This is a genomic window from Candidatus Darwinibacter acetoxidans (genome assembly GCF_041936445.1).
Lineage (GTDB): Bacteria > Bacillota > Limnochordia > Darwinibacteriales > Darwinibacteriaceae > DTU010.
Genome location: NZ_JBHGXH010000350.1, coordinates 1 through 16,770, shown reverse-complemented (window position 1 = coordinate 16,770; position 16,770 = coordinate 1). Strand labels below are relative to the sequence as shown.

Below are 16,770 nucleotides of genomic sequence, written 5' to 3'. Positions count from 1 at the left end.
ATCAACGCAAGGATGGTGATCTGCCGGGAACTAAGCGACATGCCGCCGATTATGCCCAGGGAGGCGTAGAAATTACTCCAGAAACCGAGCATTAACGGCAGCACCGTTTCTCCAGGCAGCCCGATCCAGGAGGTGACCGGGCTGCAGTAGGCGGCGGCCCGTTCCAGGATGTTAAAATGCTCCAGCAGCTGTACCGCGCAGGTTATCGGAAAAATAATCTTGGCCAGGAACCAGATCATCTGCAGGCTTTTTTTAAGTCCTGACTTGACTGGTATGATGAGGCTGGACACGGTTTGTTCCTTCCTTCTGACGTGATTTTATCCCTTAGATCTCATTCCATAGAGTTGCCCGTTTACCTGCCGCCCGGGCACCGGGGAAATTGTATCCGCGGTAGAAGGCATGGGTCAGCTTTTTTACCAAAAAAAAGGATTATTCCCGCAGATCAAGAATTTTTATCGATACAGATTCATGAACCGTACCATGAGGCCGTGGCTGGAGGAGGTGTTCGCAAAGCTTGTGATGGAATATCGCCGGCCGTTAAATGGGTGAGTTTCTGAGCAACCGGCAAGCCTTTTGGGAAGGGAGAGGGTTTTCTTGAAAATTATTCGGTTTATCGGCAAGGCGATCTTATGGCTGTTTACGGCTGTAATCTGCCTGATTGTCCTCGCCGTAGTGGTTATAGCAGTGCGCTACTGGACCTGGGCTCCGGATCCGATGGCCAGCTTTTATGGTGACCATGCCGTTTTATGTCTAGGCCACCGCGGCGCGCCGGAGGCGGCTCCCGAAAATACAATTTCATCGTTTCTCGCTGCCGAAGCGCTGGGCGCCCATGGCATCGAGCTTGACGTGATGCTCTCCCGCGACGGAGAAATAGCCGTAATCCATAATTACGAGCTTGATGCCACCACCAGCGGCAAGGGCCCGGTGAAGGATTACACCATGGCCGAGCTGAAGCAGCTGGATGCTGGCTCCTGGTTCCATGAGGCCTTCGCCGGGGAGCGCATTCCCACCCTGCAGGAGGTCATCGAAATAATTGACCCGCAGACGCTGATTAACATTGAATTGAAAACGGAGAGCCCGGCTACAGACGGGCTTGAACAGGCGGTAGTGAAAGTGATCCAGGAACATGACCTCTATGACCGGGTGGTCGTCTCTTCATTTAACCCCATTGCCCTGCTGCGGGTGAAGTGGGCCGACAAGAAGATTCCCGTGGGGCTGCTCTACGCGCCGGATTTGCCGCGCTTCCTGAGCGAGGGCTGGTTTATCCCCCTGCTGAGGCCCGAAGCGCTCCATCCCGAAATCAGGATGGTGGACGAGAAATACATGGAGTGGGCCCGGAAGAAAGGCTACCGGGTCAACGTCTGGACGGTAAATGAAGCCGCCGATCTCAAGAGGATGCTGGACCTGGGGGTCGACGGGATCATCACTGACCGGCCCGACCTGCTGCGGCAGATCATGCTGGAACGCGGGATGGACAACTAAGGGCCGGACTGCTCCAGCGCCCGGCGCAGTTCGGCCACGACGGCCGGCTCCGCTTCGCGCTGCAGCTGCAGCTCGAGGCTGCGGCGGGCGCGGCTTCCCCCGAGCCGGCCCAGGGCCCAGGCGGCGTGCAGCCGCAGCAGCGGCCGGGAATCGCGCTTCAGGACGTGGGCCAGCGCCGGGACGGCATCGCGGTCACCGCTGTTGCCGAGGGCAATCACCGCGTTGCGCTGCAGAATGCTCTTCCCCCGCCAGCCGGCCGCCGTAAGGCCGACGGTGCTCTCAAATTCTTTCCGGGTCATCTGCAAAATGGGCTCCAGCAGGGGATGGGCCGGAAAGAGGGGGAAGGGGGTAGGCTGTTCCTTATCTCCGCGCCCTGCCGGCAGCGCCGCGTTGTGGGGGCATACTTCCTGGCAGAGATCGCAGCCGTAGATACGCCCACCCATGAGCGGCCGTATCGCCGCCGGGACAATCCCCGGCGCCTGTGTGACATAGGAGAGGCAGCGGTGAGGATCGATGATATGGGGCTCCGTCAGCGCCCCCGTGGGGCAGGCCTCGCGGCAGCGGCCGCATCGCCGGCAGCCCTGCGGCAGCGGGGCGTCCGGTTCCAGCTCCCGGTCGATGAGGATTGTTCCCAGGGCCGCGTAGGAGCCGCTGGAGGGGGTAATGAGGGTGCAATTTTCCCCGCTCCAGCCCAGGCCGGCGAGCCGGGCCAGCTCGCGCTCCACCAGCGGGCTGCGATCGGCCAGGATCCGCGCGGCCGGTGCTGCAGGAAGCTCTTTTTTGATCAGCGAAAGCAGCCGCCCTGCCCTGGAGGCCAGGAGAAGGTGATAGTCGGGGCCCCTGGCGCAGCGGGCCACCGTTCCCCGGGGCCCGGCGGCCGGGGAAGGGGCCTCCTCATCCCGGAAAGGAAGGGCCATGGCCACGACGATGATGCTGCGGCAGCCCGGCAGCAGCCTGGCCGCATCCACCCGCAGCGCCGGATCCTTCTCCTCGAAAGGGGTGACCCGGCCTTCGTCGAGGCGCCGCTGCAGCAGCGAGTGCAGGTAAGGGGGGGCGGCGGCGGGGGCGACGCCCGCCATCTCCAGGCCCGCTTCCGCGGCCATCTCCGCCAGGTTTTTCAGCCGGTAGACCATGAATACCGCCTCTTTGCCACAGGAATTCTCGCCCGGATAAAGGGGGCTACAGCGATCATAAAATTATCTGCGCGGCCCGTCAAATTGGCGCGGCGGCATAGCCGCGGCGGTTTGGAGATATCCTGAAAGGGGAAGCTTCGGGTTTTATAAAAAGCCATTCAGGGGGGCGTAAGGGAAAAGATGACAGAAGAATGGGCCTTTCTCATGCAGGCGTTCAACGATCTCGAGGCCGAAATCGTCTGCGGCCTGCTCCGCGAAGCCTCCATCCCGGTGCGGCGAAAAGACAGCGACCCCCTGGCCGGGGCCATGCGGGTAGTGGGCGGCCAGGCCTATGAAATTGATATTTTGGTGCCGCGGCAGATGCTGCCGCAGGCCAGGGCACTTCTTGACGCAGTGCGGCGCGGGAGCGCTACAGAAAAGGAAGAAAAATGATGTCGCTTAAAAAAAAGCTGATTCGAGTCAGAATTGGCGGGAAAACGCTGCCGATTTATGTGGCCGCCAACATGGAGGAACTCGTGGGCGATCCGGCGGACCCCGACCAGGTCCCCTGCTGGGCCGAGGCCTGGCCGGCCGCCCGGGGCCTGGCGGCCTATTTTCTACAGGGCCCGGCACTTGCCGGCAAGAGCGTTCTCGAACTGGGCGCGGGAGTGGGTCTGCCGGGAGTGGCCTGCGGGCTGCTGGGGGCCGCGGTCACCTTCTCCGATTTTCAGCTCCTCGCGCTCAGCCTCTGCGAGGCCAATGCCCGGCTGCACCGCCTGTCCCGCTACCGCCTGCTGCTGGCCGACTGGCGCCATTATCGCTGCAGCGAGCGCTTTGACCTGGTGCTGGCCTCCGATATCGCCTACGAGCCCCGCCTGCTCCCCTACCTGAAAGCGGTGCTCCTGGGGGCGGTCAAGCCCGGCGGGAGCATCTGCTTCTCCCACCCCGGCCGCCCGGTGACCTTCTCCTTTATTCAGGAGCTGCACGCCGCGGCAGCTTTTCGCGAAGAGCGCTTCCTCATTCCCGTGTCCGTTCCCGAAGATCCCGTCCGCACCTCTTACCATATCCATATCCACCGCCTGCAGTGGATTCCCGGCACATATGGGCGCGCTTGAATATTTAGTCTATTTTAAGTATACTTTCTTTTGGATGCTTGCCTTTCTACGCGCCTGCCCTGAAGCTAAGGATATCGCGTTTCTTTAACTGTCCCCGAAACGTTTACCCCAAAAGAGAGGAGAGGGCGAATGAAAGAGAGGATTAAACAGTATGCCCTTGATTTGGGAGCGGAGGATGTGGGCATAGCGGCGGTGGAAAATTACAAAAGCCTCCTGTCGCCTGATATCCACGGCATTTTCCCGGGTGCCAGGTCGCTGGTTGTGCTTGCTTTCCGGGAGCTGTCAAATTGCGAAAGCGGTAATAAAAGCGTGGCCGCGGCGGGAAGAGTATTTTCCGTGGGCGTGATCGATTACTCTACTTACATGGTGGCGCGCCTCCTGGAAAAAGATTTCCAGGCCAGGGCGATGATCCCTCCTATTGGGGCCTATCCCAATGAATTTGACTATGAGAACAGGGAGCGCGGGCGGCTCGGCCTGGTCGCCGCGGTATCCCTGCGCCATGCCGCCGTGGCGGCGGGGTTGGGAAACTTCGGGCGAAACAACCTGGTGCTGCATCCCCGGCTGGGCAGCCGGGTGCTCTATTCCGCGGTGATCACGGATTTGGCGCTGCCACCCGACCCCCCCTGTACAGAAAAATTATGCAACGGCTGCCACCAGTGCGTGGAAAGCTGCCCCGCCTCCGCCCTGGATGGAGAGGGGAGGACCCACGAGATAAAATGCATAAAAAATGCCCAGCCTTACGGCCTGGGCGGCTACGTCTTCTTCTGGGACAAGTTCATTGAAAGCCCGCCCGAAAAGCAGAAACAAATGATCCGGCAGGCGGATTTTGCTTATTTTTATCAATCCTTATCGCTGGGCACCCGCTATTACTGCTTCAACTGCATGACCGCATGCCCCCTTTGAAGAAGGCAAGCCGTTCGAGGCAGGAAGGGGCTGCGGCGAGGGAGAAATTAGCCCTTGAGAAAATCGCCTTTTTAGGCAAATCACTGAAGGGAGTGACTTTTCATGGCCAGCCCTCCTGTAACCAGGCCCTATTTCTCTTCGCGCCGGGGCTGGGAGCTCTTCTGGCTGCTTTTCTGCTGGGCGGTGGTGCTTCTCTGTTGCGCGCTGCTCTATTTTTATTGGGATTGGAGCCGCAGCATGGATTTAATCAACTGGCTGCAGCAGTTCCGCGCCATAAAGCCGGTGGAATATTTCTTTCAGTTTTTTACCTTCCTGGGCAACGATGAATTCTACATGATCTTTTTCGGCATTTTGATCTGGTGCGTTGACAAGCCGCTCGGCTTCTGGTCGGCGGCGGTGCTGCTGGTCTCCGGCCTGGTCAGCGGCGTGGCCAAGGACCTTACGGCGCTGGAGCGGCCTACTCTCGAGGGGATGAAGCAGCTCGAGAGCTACGCCTTTCCCAGCGGCCACACCTTCACCGCGGTGACGGTATGGGGCTACCTGGCCATGCGGCTGAAGAGAAGGTGGTTTTGGATTTGGGCTCTTGCGGCGATGCTCCTGATTCCCTTTTCGCGGATCATCCTGGGCTTTCACTACCCGGGTGACATCCTGGGCGGCTATGCCATGGGCATTCCCCTGCTGCTGCTTTTCGCCTGGCTGAGCAGCCTTTTTGTGGAAAGGGGCTGGGATCGGAAGTTTTCCAAGGCGCTTCTCCTGGCCCTCTGCGTGGGCCTCCCCGTGATCCTGACGGTGCTCAGTCCGCAGGGAGATATGCCGAAGCTGATGGGGCTCCTGGCCGGCGCTTCAGCAGGCTACATTGTGGAAAAAGAGAAGGTGCGCTCCAACACCCGGACGCACTGGGCGCTACAGCTGCTCAAGGCGGTTATCGGGCTGGCGGTGCTCTTCGGCATCCTCATGGGGCTGGGTCCCCTTCTCTCCTCCGGCAATCCGGCCCTGCAGGCGGCGCTGCGCTTTTTCCGCTACGCCCTTGGCGGTATCTGGGTTACCCTGCTGGCGCCCGCTCTATTTGTCGCCCTTAAGCTGACCCCGCGGGAAGCGGGAGATTAAAAGAAAGCCCGGCCGCTTCTCTTTTCACTCTCCCGAGTTACAGTCACCTCTGAAAAAACAGCAGAGGTGACTAATTTTTTAATCACTTTATATAATTTTAACATATTTTAAGAGAGGATATTTTGCAATTGTGTAGAACTGATAGATAGTTAAATCTTTCAACAAAGATGCAACTGCGGGGCTCTTAAATTTAACGGTGGGGTGAATCCCGGTGCCGTTCGGCAGTGGAATTGGTTTCATGGAGATCGTTCTCATCCTGGTGGTAGCCTTGATAGTCTTCGGGCCGAACAAGCTTCCCGAAATCGGGCGCTCCATTGGCCGCGGCATGCGGGAGTTGAAGCAGGCACTTAACGACGCGGGCAAGGCCTTCTCTCTGGATGAGGAAGAAGATGCGGAAAAGAAGCAGTAATGCTTTCGGATGGGGGAGTGATCATGGCGTCCAAGGAGACGGAGAGCCTGGAGAAGCTGAATCGCGAAATTGAGACCTACTTGAAAGAGAAGCAGGAGGCGGAGCCCCTTTTCCGCTTTTTCGGCGATCTCTTTCGGCTGCAGGAGCGCTATGGCGAGCGGATCAAGCCCCATCGCTCCTGGAGCAGGGAGCAGGCCCGGAAGCTGCTCTTGCAGGGCTGCTGGCTGCTTAAGGACGCTCCTCCCGTCATTGATCCCGGTCTTTTCAGGAGTATCCTGGGCGAAATCGTGGAAGCCGTGATCCGCCATTTTCCCGGGGCGGAGCCGCTCCGGGAAATTATGCGGCGGCCGGAGCTGAGGGAAGAGGGTTTGCCTCAATTTCTTGCCGGGATTGAGCTGAATGTTAGGGAACTGGAAAAGCAGGTTTGCCAGTGGGAATGGGCAGATGACGGGCCGGTAGAATCTTCACTCGCCGCCCACGCGTTTAGGGAGGCCCTGGCCACCTTTTATATCGCCCTGGCCGCAGCGGTACGGAAAGAGGTGGACCTGGCTCTCTGGAGCGAAGGGCGCTGCCCCGTGTGCGGCCAGGATCCGGGCATGGCCATGCTCAATGCAGATGGCGCCCGGATTCTTCGCTGTTCTCTCTGCCGCACAAGCTGGCCATTCCCCCGCTTGGAATGCCCCTTTTGCCGGAACAGGGATCCGCAGCGGCTGGGCTATTTCTACGCCGACGAATATCCCGGGAGAAGGGTCCAGTTTTGCGAGCGCTGCAAGAGCTACCTAAAGACAGCGGTGGTGAAAGAGATCGGCCGCGAGGTCATTTTGGAGCTGGAAGATATCTATACACTTGAGCTGGATCATCTTGCCCTGCGCGAAGGCTACCGCGAGGGCCGGGATTTGGCTTTGTTGCAAGAATAAGCCTAAAGGAGAAGGAGGTCAAGGCGCATGCCTTGGGGAAAACTCGGTGTAGGAGAACTGCTTATCATTCTACTTATTGTTTTGGTGCTCTTCGGGGCAAACCGGCTGCCGGAGCTGGCCCGGTCCATCGGCAGAAGCGTTAACGAGTTGAAAGAGGGACTCAAGGGGAAGCCCCAGCCCCCTGCCGCGGCTGCGGAAGAGGATCAGGGGAAAAAATAGTTACCCGGCAGTTCAGGAGAGGCCGTGCCCTTCGCGGCGTCCATTGCTAATCTCGCTTTAACAGCAGGCTCCGCCGGCACCACAATTCGCAGGAGGCATCGACAGATCTGTGAGCAGGGACAATGGCGCCACCATGACCGTGCTGCAGCACCTGGCCGAACTGCGCTGCCGCCTCATGGCGGCGGGGGCAGCTTTTTTAGCCGCCGCCTCGGCCTGTTTTGCCGCAGCCGAGCCGATACGCCGCTTCCTGGTCCGCCCTGCAGGAGAGCTGACCCTGGTTTATTTCTCGCCGCCGGAGGCGTTTACGGCGCAGTTGAAGCTGGCCCTCCTTGCCGGGGCGGTGCTGTCTTCCCCGGTAATCCTCTATGAAATTTTGGCCTTCATCTATCCCGCCCTCACTCCCTTTGAAAAGAAAACCTGCCTGCGGGCTCTAACCGGGATAGCCCTTCTTTTTTGCGGCGGGGCCGCCTTTTCCTACCTCGCCGCCTTCCCCCTGGTACTCCGTTTCCTGCTGGATTATGCCGGCGGGGGAGCCTCTCCGAAACTGTCCATCGGTGAATATATTTCCTTTTTTTTCTCTTTCCATGTTTTTTTTGGCTTCATCTTTCAGCTTCCACTGGCCGCCTGGGCCCTGGGCAGGCTGGACCTGGTCCGGGCTCCGCTGTTGCGGCGCGGGCGCAAGTACGCCCTCCTGGTCATCCTCATCCTGGCGGCAGTTCTCACCCCTCCCGACCCCTTTACCCAGCTGCTGCTGGCGCTGCCGCTGCTGCTGCTCTACGAGCTTTGCATCTTCATGGCAGCCGTCGGCTGCCGGAGCAGGATCAAGGAGATGGCGCCGCAATAATAAGGTATAATAGAGGCGAGAGAAGCGGGATTTTTAAATAAAACGGTGGTGTTAACCTTGCGCAGCTGTGCCCGGCTGGGCGGGGCGATCATCCTGGCGGGAGGCGACAGCAGCCGCCTCGGCTACCCCAAGCCTCTCCTGGAGCTGGAAGGAATACCGCTCATCGAGATCATGATCCGCCGCTTGAGCCTGCTCTTCGAACAGATTACGGTGGTAACCGACCGCGAGGATCTCTTTGCCGGCCTCCCGGTGAAGCTGACCGGCGATCTGCTCACCGGCCATGTTAAGAGCCCCCTGCGGGGCATCCATGCGGGATTGAGCCTCTCCGGCCTGCCCTACCAGTTTGTCGCCGCCTGCGACATGCCCTTTATCAACCTGGAGCTGGTCCGCTACATGGCCGCCTTCGCCCCGCAGTACGATGTCGTTGTCCCCCGGATCGGCGGCTACTACCAGCCGCTGCACGCTTTTTACAGCCGCTCCTGCCTCGATCCCATCCGGAAGCAAATTGAACGGGGTGAATTCAAGGTGACCGCGTTTTATGATAAAATCAGGGTGCGGCACATCGGGTATTCCGAGATTGCGTGCTTCGATCCCGGCCAGTGCTCGTTCTTTAACGTCAATACCTGGGCCGATTATCGAGAAGCGCAAAAATTGCTGCCGGAATTAAAAAGGCTGCAGGCGGATTCTGCCTGCATTTGGGGAAAGGAGTTATAGCTGTTGGCTAAACTGCCTGGATACGTGGGACCGCATGCCTTTGGGGTAAAAATGGGAGTCATTCTTCCGGGGACGGATATTGTGCAGGCGGTTTTTGAGCAGCTGGCCCGCTGCCACCGCGACGGCCTGCTGGAAGACGGGGACATTGTCTGCATCACCGAGTCGGTGGTGGCCCGCGCCCAGAACAATTACGTGACCACGGCCGACGTGGCTGCGGAGCTGCGGGAAAAGCTGCAGCTTGCGCCCGGCAGCAGGCTCGGCGTGGTCTTTCCCATCGCCAGCCGCAACCGCTTTGCCCTGGTTTTGCGGGGTTTTGCCCTGGCTCTCGCCGGGGGCGAAGTGATCGTGCAGTTCTCCTTCCCCTGCGACGAGGTGGGCAACCGGGTCATCGACCCCGAATTTGCCGCGGCGCTGGGCAAGGATCTGATCACCCTGGAGGACCTGGCCGGGAGAAAATTTCCCCACCCGGTTACCTGCATCGACTATATCAGCTTTTATCGCGACATCATCAGCGCGGCGGGAGCCTCGCCGCGGATCATCCTCTGCAACGATCCCCTGCGGATCCTGGATTACGAGCCCGACGGCGTCGTGGCCGCCGATATACACTCCCGCGCCCGCACCAGGGCTTTAATTGCCGCACGGCACCCGCGCTGCATCACCCTTCAGGATCTGTGCAACTCCGGCGCCGCCTACTCGGAGTGGGGGCTGCTGGGCAGCAACATCTCCGCCGGGGAGAAAATAAAGCTGGCTCCCCGGGACGGTTCAAAAATCGTCTCCGAACTGCAGCGGCTGATTCGCGAGAGACTGGGTGTGGAGGTGGAGGTCCTCATTTACGGCGACGGGGCCTACCGCGATCCCACCACCGGCATCTACGAGCTGGCCGATCCCCGGCCGGCTTTTGCCGCCACGGAGGGGCTGAACCGCTACCGCGAGGGGTTCAAGTATAAGTACCTGGCCGACTACTACTTCCACGAAGAGGGGAAAAGCGCCGCCGAGATCGAAAGGCTGCTTCAAGCCAGGGAGATAGATCCCCGTGCCGGCGGCGAGGATGTCTGCGAAGGGACCACGCCTAGGCTTATGGAGAATATTATCGCCAGCCTGGCCGACCTGGTCAGCGGCTCTGCCGACGCCGGGACCCCGCTGGTAATTGTAAAGGGCATCTAGCGCCCCGCGCCGCCTGGACGGCGCAGCCGGCCAGCAGCAGCAGGCAGAGCGGCGGGACGAAGTCCCCCGCCCACCGGTAGAAGGTGGCGCGCCGCGCCAGGTCCAGCGGCAGGATATGGAAACCCTGCTCCTCCTTCCCCGTGCGCAGCAGCTCCCGCCCCCGGTAGTCGAAGGAGATGGAGATGCCGCTGTTGGCCACCTGGGTGACCCCGATGCCCATCTCCGCCGCCCGCAGCGCGGCCGCCTGGGCATGCTGCTCCAGGCCGATGCTCCTCCCGAACCAGGCATCGTTGGTGGCGATAAAGAGATGCCGCCCTCCCCGGCGGGCAAAAAGGCGGGTGTAGTCGCCGAAGTACGACTCAAAGCAGATCACCCCCGCCAGGGGGAGGCCCCGGTAATTGAAGATGGTGATCTCTTCTCCCGGGGTGTAGCTGCCGAGAATGATGCCGCTCTCGAGGTTCAGGATCCTGTTCAAAAGGTCTTCCAGGGGAAAGTATTCCACGAAGGGGACAAGGCGCCGCTTGTGGTAAAGCTGGGTTTGGCCCTGCCCGGGCGCAAGCAGGATCATGGAATTGTAGAGCGCCTCTTCCGCATAGAGCTGGGCTCCGTAGAGGATGCTTACTCCCAGCTCCTCGGCCAGGCGGACCATCTCCCGGCGGTGCTGCGGGGCGCCGTCTTTCATTTTTAAGTTAACCACCGTCTCCGGCCAGAGGATTAGCTCCACGCGGGGCTCCTCTTCCACCGCCGCCCGGGTCAGCTCCAGGTAGCGCTGCAGGATCTTCTCCCTCCCGGATGAGGTGAGCTTCTCCTCCGGGGTGCCGCAGCCCTGGACCAGGGCGGCCAGGATGGGGGCCTCTTCCATTTCCACCTGGGCCAGGCCGGGCAGGAAAATGCCGCCGCAGAAGAGGGCCAGGAAGATGGCCGCTGCCGCCGCCAGTTTTTTCCCGCGCAGTCTCTTCTCCAGGGCCAGCAGCAGGATGCTCTGGAAGAAAACCATGACAAAGGAGAGGCCCCAGTAGCCGGAGGCGGCCAAGATGTTTAGGATGAACGGGCAGCTCCACTGGGTATAGCCCAGGTAGCCCACGGTGTAGCCAATAAAGCCGAGGGAGCGGATATATTCCACCAGCACCCACAGGGCCGGGATTGCCGCCGCCAGCAAAAGCGGGCTTTGCAGGCGGCGGAGGCAGCTGGCGAAGACGGTGAAGAGAGCGCAGAAGCAGCAGAGGAGCGCGATGAGCAGGATCATGGCGGTCACGGCCAGCCCCGGCGGCAGGTAGGTGAAGAGGACGCGGCTCAGGTAGAGGTTCAGGTAGAGGTGCAGCGGCAGCCCGAAAAGGAAGGCTCCCCCGAGCGCCTGGCGCGGCCCGGCATGCAGGCAGAAGTAGAGCAGCGGCATGAGGGCAAACCAGGCCAGCCAGCCCTGCTCCAGGGGAGGAAAAGCCGGGATTAGCGCCACCCCTGACAGCAGGGGGAGCAGGTAAAAAAGCGCCTTTCTCTTCATTTTGCGCAAGGCCCAACCTTTCTCGCTGTATCAATTGTTCCTAGTTTATCATAACCAGTCAAAAAGGCTGCACGCCCTGTGCGGATCCCAAATAAGCCGGCCTGTCATACCTCGCTAGATTTGTAGGGGCGGCTCATGAGCCGCCCAAACCCGTAACGGCAATAAAAACAGTACCACGCTTAGAGAAAAAGCTTCAACTATAGCAAAAACACCTTTACCCAACTGGCGGGCGAGGCGTGCCTCGCCCCTACAAATTTGACGCATGGGCATGCCCGGGACCCTACATCCCGAATTTACATTGCCGGGGTTTGCCCGCCGGGCGGGATGTTCTCTTTTTTCCGGCGTCTGGCCCGGGCCAGCAAGAGGATTAGCAATACCAGCAGGGCTATGATGACCAGCACCGGCAGCAGCGCCGTCAAGGCCACCAGGATAAAGGCTATCGCCGAGGCGATAAAGTTGATGCTGCGGAACAAGGCCTCCTTCATCCGCTGGCCCATGTTTTCAAAGGGCTTCTGTGATATGGCCTGGCTGCGGATGGCCCCTTCCCGGACAAGAAGATGGATGGTGGAGAGAGCAACTTGATCCTGCAGGCGGGTAAAATTCATCTTCTTGAGCTCGATTTCGCCCCGCACCCGGGAGAGCTCCCGCTCAACCTGCAGAATATCATCCACCGTTTTGGCCTGGGCCAGGATTTCGCGCAGCCGCGCCTCCTCGGCCTCCAGGTTTTTGATTCTCGTCTCCAGGTCCAGGTAGGGGAGGGTGACATCCTCACTGCTTTTATGGATATTTAACGCCTCTCCCAGCTTCTGCAGGCGGGAGATGAAGCGGTCAAACTCGTTCTCGGGAACGCGCAGGACCATCTCGGCGGTATAATACCCCTCGCGAGACTCGTAGATCCGGGATTCGCTGACGAGGCCGCCGCTCTCGGCGGTCATCCGCTCAATTTCTTCCACCGTCTCGCGGGTATCTTCTACCGTGAGCGTCAGGGAGCCCTCGCGGATAACGTAGCGTAGACTTCCGCTTAACTCTTCTCCTCCCCGCTCTTCATCCTCGGCGATGGGGGGCAATTCTTCCTCGCTCTTCCACTCGCCGTTCCCGGGCGCCACACCACTATAATCACCGCCGGCAATACCCCCTTCAGAAGAGGCGCTGCAGCCGGCCATCAGCACGGTGCAGAGGCAAAGCAGCGCCGCCCCCACTAATAACAAGGAAACTTTTTTCCCATTCTTAAACATTTCCTTGCCCCCTTTTATTATTAAGACAATGCGGCGTGGCGCCAGGTTCCTGCTCCCGGCTTAAATGGCCCGGTGCCCCAGGCCGATGGCCACCTCGTTGAGATGGAGCAGCCCAATGGCAAAGAAAACAGAGACGACGACATGCTCTCCGCCGCGGGCTATGCCCACCTTGCCGCCCACGTTCAAGCCCAGGGCCTTGGGCATGACCTGGGAGAGCGCCTCCCGGGCCGCCCCCGCAACCGCCCCCTCCTCGTGGTGCGAGCCGTCAATCACCTGCTCCCGCCTGGCCGCTACCACCGCCCTCTCCACGACCTTCTGCATGGAGCTTAGGAATTCCCCGCCGTAATCAACGGCCGTCGCCCTAATGCCCATCTCCAGGAACTTTCTTTTTAAAAGGGACTCTTCCTCGCGCGAGGGGGTCATGGAAATTTCAATGGCCGCCCGGGCTACTTCGCGGCTTTCCATAATTGAAAATCCTCCCGGTAAATCAACTCCGTTTATATTATTATCTTTCAGCGAATAAAAAAGAGCAAGTAAATTTTCCGGCGCCAGGGGGGCTTAAAAAAAGAAAACAGAAGCCTGGTACGACCTGCGCGCCGGCTGATAACGATCCCGATGCAGCCCGGCACAACCTCCGGCTGTACCGGACCGCAGTTGGAACCGCCATCAACCTTTGCCCGACCGGTAAAGATCCTTCTTGAAACCGGCAACGATCAGGTGACCGTTGCCGATCTCAGAGTGGTCTCCTGAGCGTGAATAAGTAGAGAAGAACCTCTACCGATCCTGGCTCGACCGTAACAGATCCCGACAGACCCTGCCATAATCGTGCTGACTATGACAGAGCCTTTGAGAACCTGCTACGATCTTCCCTCCGGCTGATCACAAGCCCGACAGCCAACAAGACCTGTGATCAACCTTCGGCCGGCTGCAGCGAAGCCCGCCGGACCTCGCTGCAGCCTGGGCTCGGCCGTAGCAGACCTCTGTTTCACTTATAGTCTGTCCGGAAATAAAAGATTTTATAACTGCAGGTTATTTGCCGCGGCATATTTTTAACCGGCCCCGCATCTAATTTAATGGACAGAAAAATTTTATTATTGTGCGAATAAAAAATTTATATTTTATTGAAGGATTATCAAGACATGTAGTTGAATATAATATTTTACAGGCCAAGCACAAACCTAACCTCCTACACTATATATTTCTTCTATACAGGGGTTTGCCCTGTATTTTTTTTGCCGTCCTGGCCACCGCCAGCCCGGCGATAGAATATGGCGCGGGATGCCGGTTCAGCGGGCCCGGGGCCGGTAAAGCAGGGAGATGGCAAAGAGCAGGGCCATGAAGAGAACGATGGCCGCGCCGGAAGGAAGATCGAGGAAATAGGAGAGAATCAGGCCGCCGGCGCTGCCGCCGATTCCGGTGGCCAGCGAGAGGCCAAACATGGTCCGGTAATTCCTGCTGAAGCGGTATCCCGTTGCGGCGGGGATTACCAGGAGCGCCGAGGCGAGCACAATTCCCACCAGCCTGACCGAAACCATCACCGTCAGCGCCATCGCCGCCAGCAGGCCGAAGTAAAGAAATTTGACCGGAAGCCCGCTGGCCAGGGCGGCCTCTTCATCGAAAGATATGGCCAGCAGCTCCTTGAAGAAGATGGCGATAAAGAGCAGCACTATGGCCGCCACCGCGGCCAGCAGGCGCAGATCGGCGGTTGAGACGGAGAGGATGTTTCCAAAAAGCAGGGAAAAGATCTCCGGGTAGTAGCCTTTCAAAGCGCTGAGCATCGCTATCCCGAAGGCCATGCCGGCGGCAAAGAAGATGCCGATAACGGTATCCTCGTAGAGGCGTCCCCGCCGGCTGATGTGCCCGGTGGCCAGCGCGGTGGCCACGGCAAAGGCGCTGCCGCACCAGAACGGATCCAGCCCCGTGGCCAGGCCCAGGGCAATCCCCGCCAGGGCGGTATGCGAGATGCCCACCCCGAGAAAAGAGAGCCGCTTGAGGACGACAAAGAAGGCCACCGCCGAGCAGAGGGCGCCGGTTATCACCGCCGCCAGCAGGGCGCGCTGCATGAAGCCGTAAGCGAACATTTCAGCCATGGGGGAGCTCTTCCTCGCTTGCCGCCGCCATTTCCAGGAGATCGTAGGTGCAGCGGTAGGCTTTCTGCAGGGCGGGGCTGTGCAGCACCTGCTGCGGCTCGCCGTGGATGTGCATGGTCCGGTTGATGCAGAGGAGCCGGTCGGCCAGGCCGGCCAGGGAGAGAATATCGTGCGATACGAAGAGGACGGTCATGCCGTAGCCCTGCTGCAGTTGGCGGAGCCGCTCCAGGAAAAGCTGCTGCACCGCCAGATCCAGGCCGGTGGAGGGCTCATCCAGGAGCAGCAGCTCCGGGCGGCGGACCAGGGCGCGGGCCAGGAGCACCCGCTGCTGCTCGCCGCCGGAAAGATCGCCGAAGGGGCGCCCGGCCAGGTGAAGCGCGCCCACCGCGGCCAGCATCTCGCGGACGGCCTCCTTCTCCTCTTTCTTCAGCGAGCGCAGCAGCGTCCGCGGAGAGTAGCAGCCCGTGGTGACCACGTCTTCCGCCGAAAGGGGGAAGCGGCGGTCGTAGGAGCGGCTTTGCGGGATGTAGCCGATTTTTTCCCTGGCCGGGCCGAGCTTTTCAGCCGGGCAGCCGAGCAGCAGGACCCGGCCGGCAGAGGGCTTGATTAACCCGAGCATGGTCTGCAGGAGGGTGGTTTTGCCGCCCCCGTTGGGGCCGATGAGGCCGATCATCTCGCCGCGCTTCACTTCGAAGGAGATATCCTCCAGCACCAGGGCCGGGCCCCTCTTCACGGAAAGCCTCTCCACTGAAATGACCGCGCTGTTATTGTCCTGTGAAGGCATCTTTTAGCACCGCCGTATTGTAGCGCATTAAGTCCAGGTAGCTGTCTCTCTCGGGGAGCCCTTCACTGCCCAGCGGATCGAGCAGAACTACCCGGCCTTCAATTTCGCGGGCGATCATCTCCGCCGCGGCGGCGGAGAGCTGGGGTTCCGCCGCCACCACCCTGACGCCGTGGCTGCGGCAGAGGTCGACCAGCCTGGCAATCCAGGCCGCCGAGGGCTCCTGCCCGGGAAATTCGGCGACTGCCGCCGCCTGGTTGAGCCCGTAGCGAGCGGCGAAGTAATGCCAGGCGGCATGCACGGAGATAAAGCTTTTTTCCGGCAAGCCTTCCAGGGAGGAGCGGATCTCGCCGTCGAGGGCGGTCAGCTCCTCCTGGTAGGCGGCCAGGTTGGAGCGGTAATAGGCCGCATTCCGGGGATCCGCTTCGGACATGGCCCCGGCGATGGCCGGGCAGAGGTAATCCCTCACGATCAGGGGATCCAGCCAGAGATGGGGGTTTAACTTCCCGCTCTCCTCTGGCTGCGGCTTCCAGCCCCGCTGCAGGGCCGCTTCGACGAGATTTAAAACAGCCAGGCTGCCGGAGCCGGCAGTGGCCGCTTCTGCGGCCCAGTCGTCCAATCCCCCGCCGATGTAGCAGAGGAGCTGCGCCCGGGAGATACTTTTGGCCTGCTCCGTGGTGGGCTCGAAAGTGTGCGGGCTGGCTCCAGCAGGCAGGAGGGCGGTGGCGGCAACTCTCTCCCCGCCCAGGCGGCCGGCTATATCGGCGAGGGGGAAGATGGTGGTCACAACCTCCAGGCCGCCCTTTTCAGCCGCCGGCGGAAGAGGGCTCCTTTCGCAGCCGGCATTTAAAAAAAGGATCAGGCCCAGCAATAACGGCAGCAAACCCGGCCTAAAGGCAAAATTTTTCATTGGAGCTTCTTCCCCCGGAATTGCAGATCTATTGCGGCTTTGAAATATTTGCCGGTGTTTTTCAGCACACCGGCCGGCACCTTAATCTTACTCCTTTGCAGTAGAAATTTCAAGAATTAGCGGAACGAAGCCATTTGCGTTGTGGTCAAAAAATCATTAGGGCAAAAGAAAAACGCCCTCTTTTCTCCTATTCACTAGCAAGCAAAAGCAATAATTTCACCGGACGCTACCTTTTCAATAGCAAATATATCCATTTAAGGCCATTTA

19 protein-coding genes are annotated in these 16,770 nt (G+C 60.0%); 11 read left to right on the top strand and 8 right to left on the bottom strand.

What is annotated here, in order from left to right:
- On the bottom strand, positions 1-290 hold a 290-nt coding region (locus tag ACE4YL_RS15190), incomplete at its 3' end, for a nucleoside recognition domain-containing protein (protein ID WP_461369798.1).
- A gap of 304 nt (positions 291-594) precedes the next feature.
- Here ACE4YL_RS15190 and ACE4YL_RS15185 point away from each other — a divergent pair.
- Positions 595-1,482 (top strand): glycerophosphodiester phosphodiesterase, encoded by an 888-nt coding sequence (locus tag ACE4YL_RS15185; protein ID WP_461369797.1) that lies wholly within the window; start codon positions 595-597, stop codon positions 1,480-1,482.
- Here the strand turns inward: ACE4YL_RS15185 and queG are convergent.
- Positions 1,479-2,615, bottom strand: a complete 1,137-nt coding sequence (queG, locus tag ACE4YL_RS15180) for a tRNA epoxyqueuosine(34) reductase QueG (protein WP_461369796.1) — start codon at positions 2,613-2,615, stop codon at positions 1,479-1,481. The genes ACE4YL_RS15185 and queG overlap by 4 nt on opposite strands.
- A 180-nt stretch (positions 2,616-2,795) precedes the next feature.
- On the opposite strand from queG, the gene ACE4YL_RS15175 reads away from it, so the two are divergent.
- From ACE4YL_RS15175 to ACE4YL_RS15130, 10 genes are all read left to right on the top strand, one after another.
- Positions 2,796-3,047: a putative signal transducing protein gene (locus tag ACE4YL_RS15175; RefSeq protein ID WP_461369795.1), complete on the top strand. Its 252-nt coding sequence runs from the start codon at positions 2,796-2,798 to the stop codon at positions 3,045-3,047.
- Positions 3,047-3,709, top strand: coding sequence for a class I SAM-dependent methyltransferase (locus ACE4YL_RS15170; protein ID WP_461369794.1), 663 nt, complete (start codon positions 3,047-3,049; stop codon positions 3,707-3,709). The genes ACE4YL_RS15175 and ACE4YL_RS15170 overlap by 1 nt, the downstream gene beginning before the upstream one ends.
- 129 nt (positions 3,710-3,838) lie before the next feature.
- Positions 3,839-4,612: a 4Fe-4S binding protein gene (locus ACE4YL_RS15165; protein ID WP_461369793.1), complete on the top strand. Its 774-nt coding sequence runs from the start codon at positions 3,839-3,841 to the stop codon at positions 4,610-4,612.
- A gap of 102 nt (positions 4,613-4,714) precedes the next feature.
- Positions 4,715-5,719: a phosphatase PAP2 family protein gene (locus ACE4YL_RS15160; RefSeq protein WP_461369792.1), complete on the top strand. Its 1,005-nt coding sequence runs from the start codon at positions 4,715-4,717 to the stop codon at positions 5,717-5,719.
- A 211-nt stretch (positions 5,720-5,930) separates the two neighbouring features.
- Complete coding sequence (locus ACE4YL_RS15155) at positions 5,931-6,128, top strand: Sec-independent protein translocase subunit TatA/TatB (RefSeq protein WP_461369791.1); 198 nt, start codon at positions 5,931-5,933, stop codon at positions 6,126-6,128.
- A gap of 23 nt (positions 6,129-6,151) precedes the next feature.
- Positions 6,152-7,045 (top strand): formate dehydrogenase accessory protein FdhE, encoded by an 894-nt coding sequence (locus ACE4YL_RS15150; protein WP_461369790.1) that lies wholly within the window; start codon positions 6,152-6,154, stop codon positions 7,043-7,045.
- Between the two features lie 27 nt (positions 7,046-7,072).
- Positions 7,073-7,264, top strand: a complete 192-nt coding sequence (locus ACE4YL_RS15145; RefSeq protein ID WP_461369789.1) for a Sec-independent protein translocase subunit TatA/TatB — start codon at positions 7,073-7,075, stop codon at positions 7,262-7,264.
- 109 nt (positions 7,265-7,373) lie between these two features.
- Positions 7,374-8,108 (top strand): twin-arginine translocase subunit TatC, encoded by a 735-nt coding sequence (gene tatC / locus ACE4YL_RS15140; RefSeq protein ID WP_461369788.1) that lies wholly within the window; start codon positions 7,374-7,376, stop codon positions 8,106-8,108.
- A 57-nt stretch (positions 8,109-8,165) separates the two neighbouring features.
- Entirely contained in the window at positions 8,166-8,822 is a 657-nt protein-coding gene (gene mobA / locus ACE4YL_RS15135) for a molybdenum cofactor guanylyltransferase (RefSeq protein WP_461369787.1), read from the top strand.
- 3 nt (positions 8,823-8,825) lie between these two features.
- Positions 8,826-9,986: a coenzyme F420-0:L-glutamate ligase gene (locus ACE4YL_RS15130; protein WP_461369786.1), complete on the top strand. Its 1,161-nt coding sequence runs from the start codon at positions 8,826-8,828 to the stop codon at positions 9,984-9,986.
- On the opposite strand, the gene lnt is transcribed toward ACE4YL_RS15130, so the two are convergent.
- The 6 genes from lnt to ACE4YL_RS15100 all read right to left on the bottom strand — a co-directional run bounded on the left by lnt (position 9,934) and on the right by ACE4YL_RS15100 (position 16,503).
- Positions 9,934-11,487: an apolipoprotein N-acyltransferase gene (lnt, locus tag ACE4YL_RS15125; RefSeq protein WP_461369799.1), complete on the bottom strand. Its 1,554-nt coding sequence runs from the start codon at positions 11,485-11,487 to the stop codon at positions 9,934-9,936. The genes ACE4YL_RS15130 and lnt overlap by 53 nt on opposite strands.
- A gap of 293 nt (positions 11,488-11,780) precedes the next feature.
- On the bottom strand, positions 11,781-12,722 hold the full coding sequence (locus tag ACE4YL_RS15120; RefSeq protein ID WP_461369785.1) for a DUF4349 domain-containing protein: 942 nt from the start codon (positions 12,720-12,722) through the stop codon (positions 11,781-11,783).
- A 60-nt stretch (positions 12,723-12,782) separates the two neighbouring features.
- Positions 12,783-13,187, bottom strand: a complete 405-nt coding sequence (locus tag ACE4YL_RS15115) for a HutP family protein (RefSeq protein ID WP_461369784.1) — start codon at positions 13,185-13,187, stop codon at positions 12,783-12,785.
- Between the two features lie 821 nt (positions 13,188-14,008).
- A complete protein-coding gene (locus ACE4YL_RS15110; RefSeq protein ID WP_461369783.1) occupies positions 14,009-14,812 on the bottom strand; it encodes a metal ABC transporter permease in 804 nt (267 codons plus the stop codon).
- Positions 14,805-15,545 (bottom strand): metal ABC transporter ATP-binding protein, encoded by a 741-nt coding sequence (locus tag ACE4YL_RS15105; protein ID WP_461369782.1) that lies wholly within the window; start codon positions 15,543-15,545, stop codon positions 14,805-14,807. Before ACE4YL_RS15105 ends, ACE4YL_RS15110 begins: the two co-directional genes overlap by 8 nt.
- A 31-nt stretch (positions 15,546-15,576) precedes the next feature.
- Positions 15,577-16,503 (bottom strand): metal ABC transporter substrate-binding protein, encoded by a 927-nt coding sequence (locus tag ACE4YL_RS15100; RefSeq protein ID WP_461369781.1) that lies wholly within the window; start codon positions 16,501-16,503, stop codon positions 15,577-15,579.
- Positions 16,504-16,770 lie beyond the last annotated feature (267 nt).

Coding starts and splice junctions, on each gene's coding strand:
- queG (WP_461369796.1), bottom strand. CDS start 2,615: ATGGTCTACCGGCTGAAAAACCTGGCGGAGATGGCCGCGGAAGCGGGC.
- ACE4YL_RS15175 (WP_461369795.1), top strand. CDS start 2,796: ATGACAGAAGAATGGGCCTTTCTCATGCAGGCGTTCAACGATCTCGAG.
- ACE4YL_RS15170 (WP_461369794.1), top strand. CDS start 3,047: ATGTCGCTTAAAAAAAAGCTGATTCGAGTCAGAATTGGCGGGAAAACG.
- ACE4YL_RS15165 (WP_461369793.1), top strand. CDS start 3,839: ATGAAAGAGAGGATTAAACAGTATGCCCTTGATTTGGGAGCGGAGGAT.
- ACE4YL_RS15160 (WP_461369792.1), top strand. CDS start 4,715: ATGGCCAGCCCTCCTGTAACCAGGCCCTATTTCTCTTCGCGCCGGGGC.
- ACE4YL_RS15150 (WP_461369790.1), top strand. CDS start 6,152: ATGGCGTCCAAGGAGACGGAGAGCCTGGAGAAGCTGAATCGCGAAATT.
- ACE4YL_RS15145 (WP_461369789.1), top strand. CDS start 7,073: ATGCCTTGGGGAAAACTCGGTGTAGGAGAACTGCTTATCATTCTACTT.
- lnt (WP_461369799.1), bottom strand. CDS start 11,487: ATGAAGAGAAAGGCGCTTTTTTACCTGCTCCCCCTGCTGTCAGGGGTG.
- ACE4YL_RS15120 (WP_461369785.1), bottom strand. CDS start 12,722: ATGTTTAAGAATGGGAAAAAAGTTTCCTTGTTATTAGTGGGGGCGGCG.
- ACE4YL_RS15115 (WP_461369784.1), bottom strand. CDS start 13,187: ATGGAAAGCCGCGAAGTAGCCCGGGCGGCCATTGAAATTTCCATGACC.
- ACE4YL_RS15110 (WP_461369783.1), bottom strand. CDS start 14,812: ATGGCTGAAATGTTCGCTTACGGCTTCATGCAGCGCGCCCTGCTGGCG.
- ACE4YL_RS15100 (WP_461369781.1), bottom strand. CDS start 16,503: ATGAAAAATTTTGCCTTTAGGCCGGGTTTGCTGCCGTTATTGCTGGGC.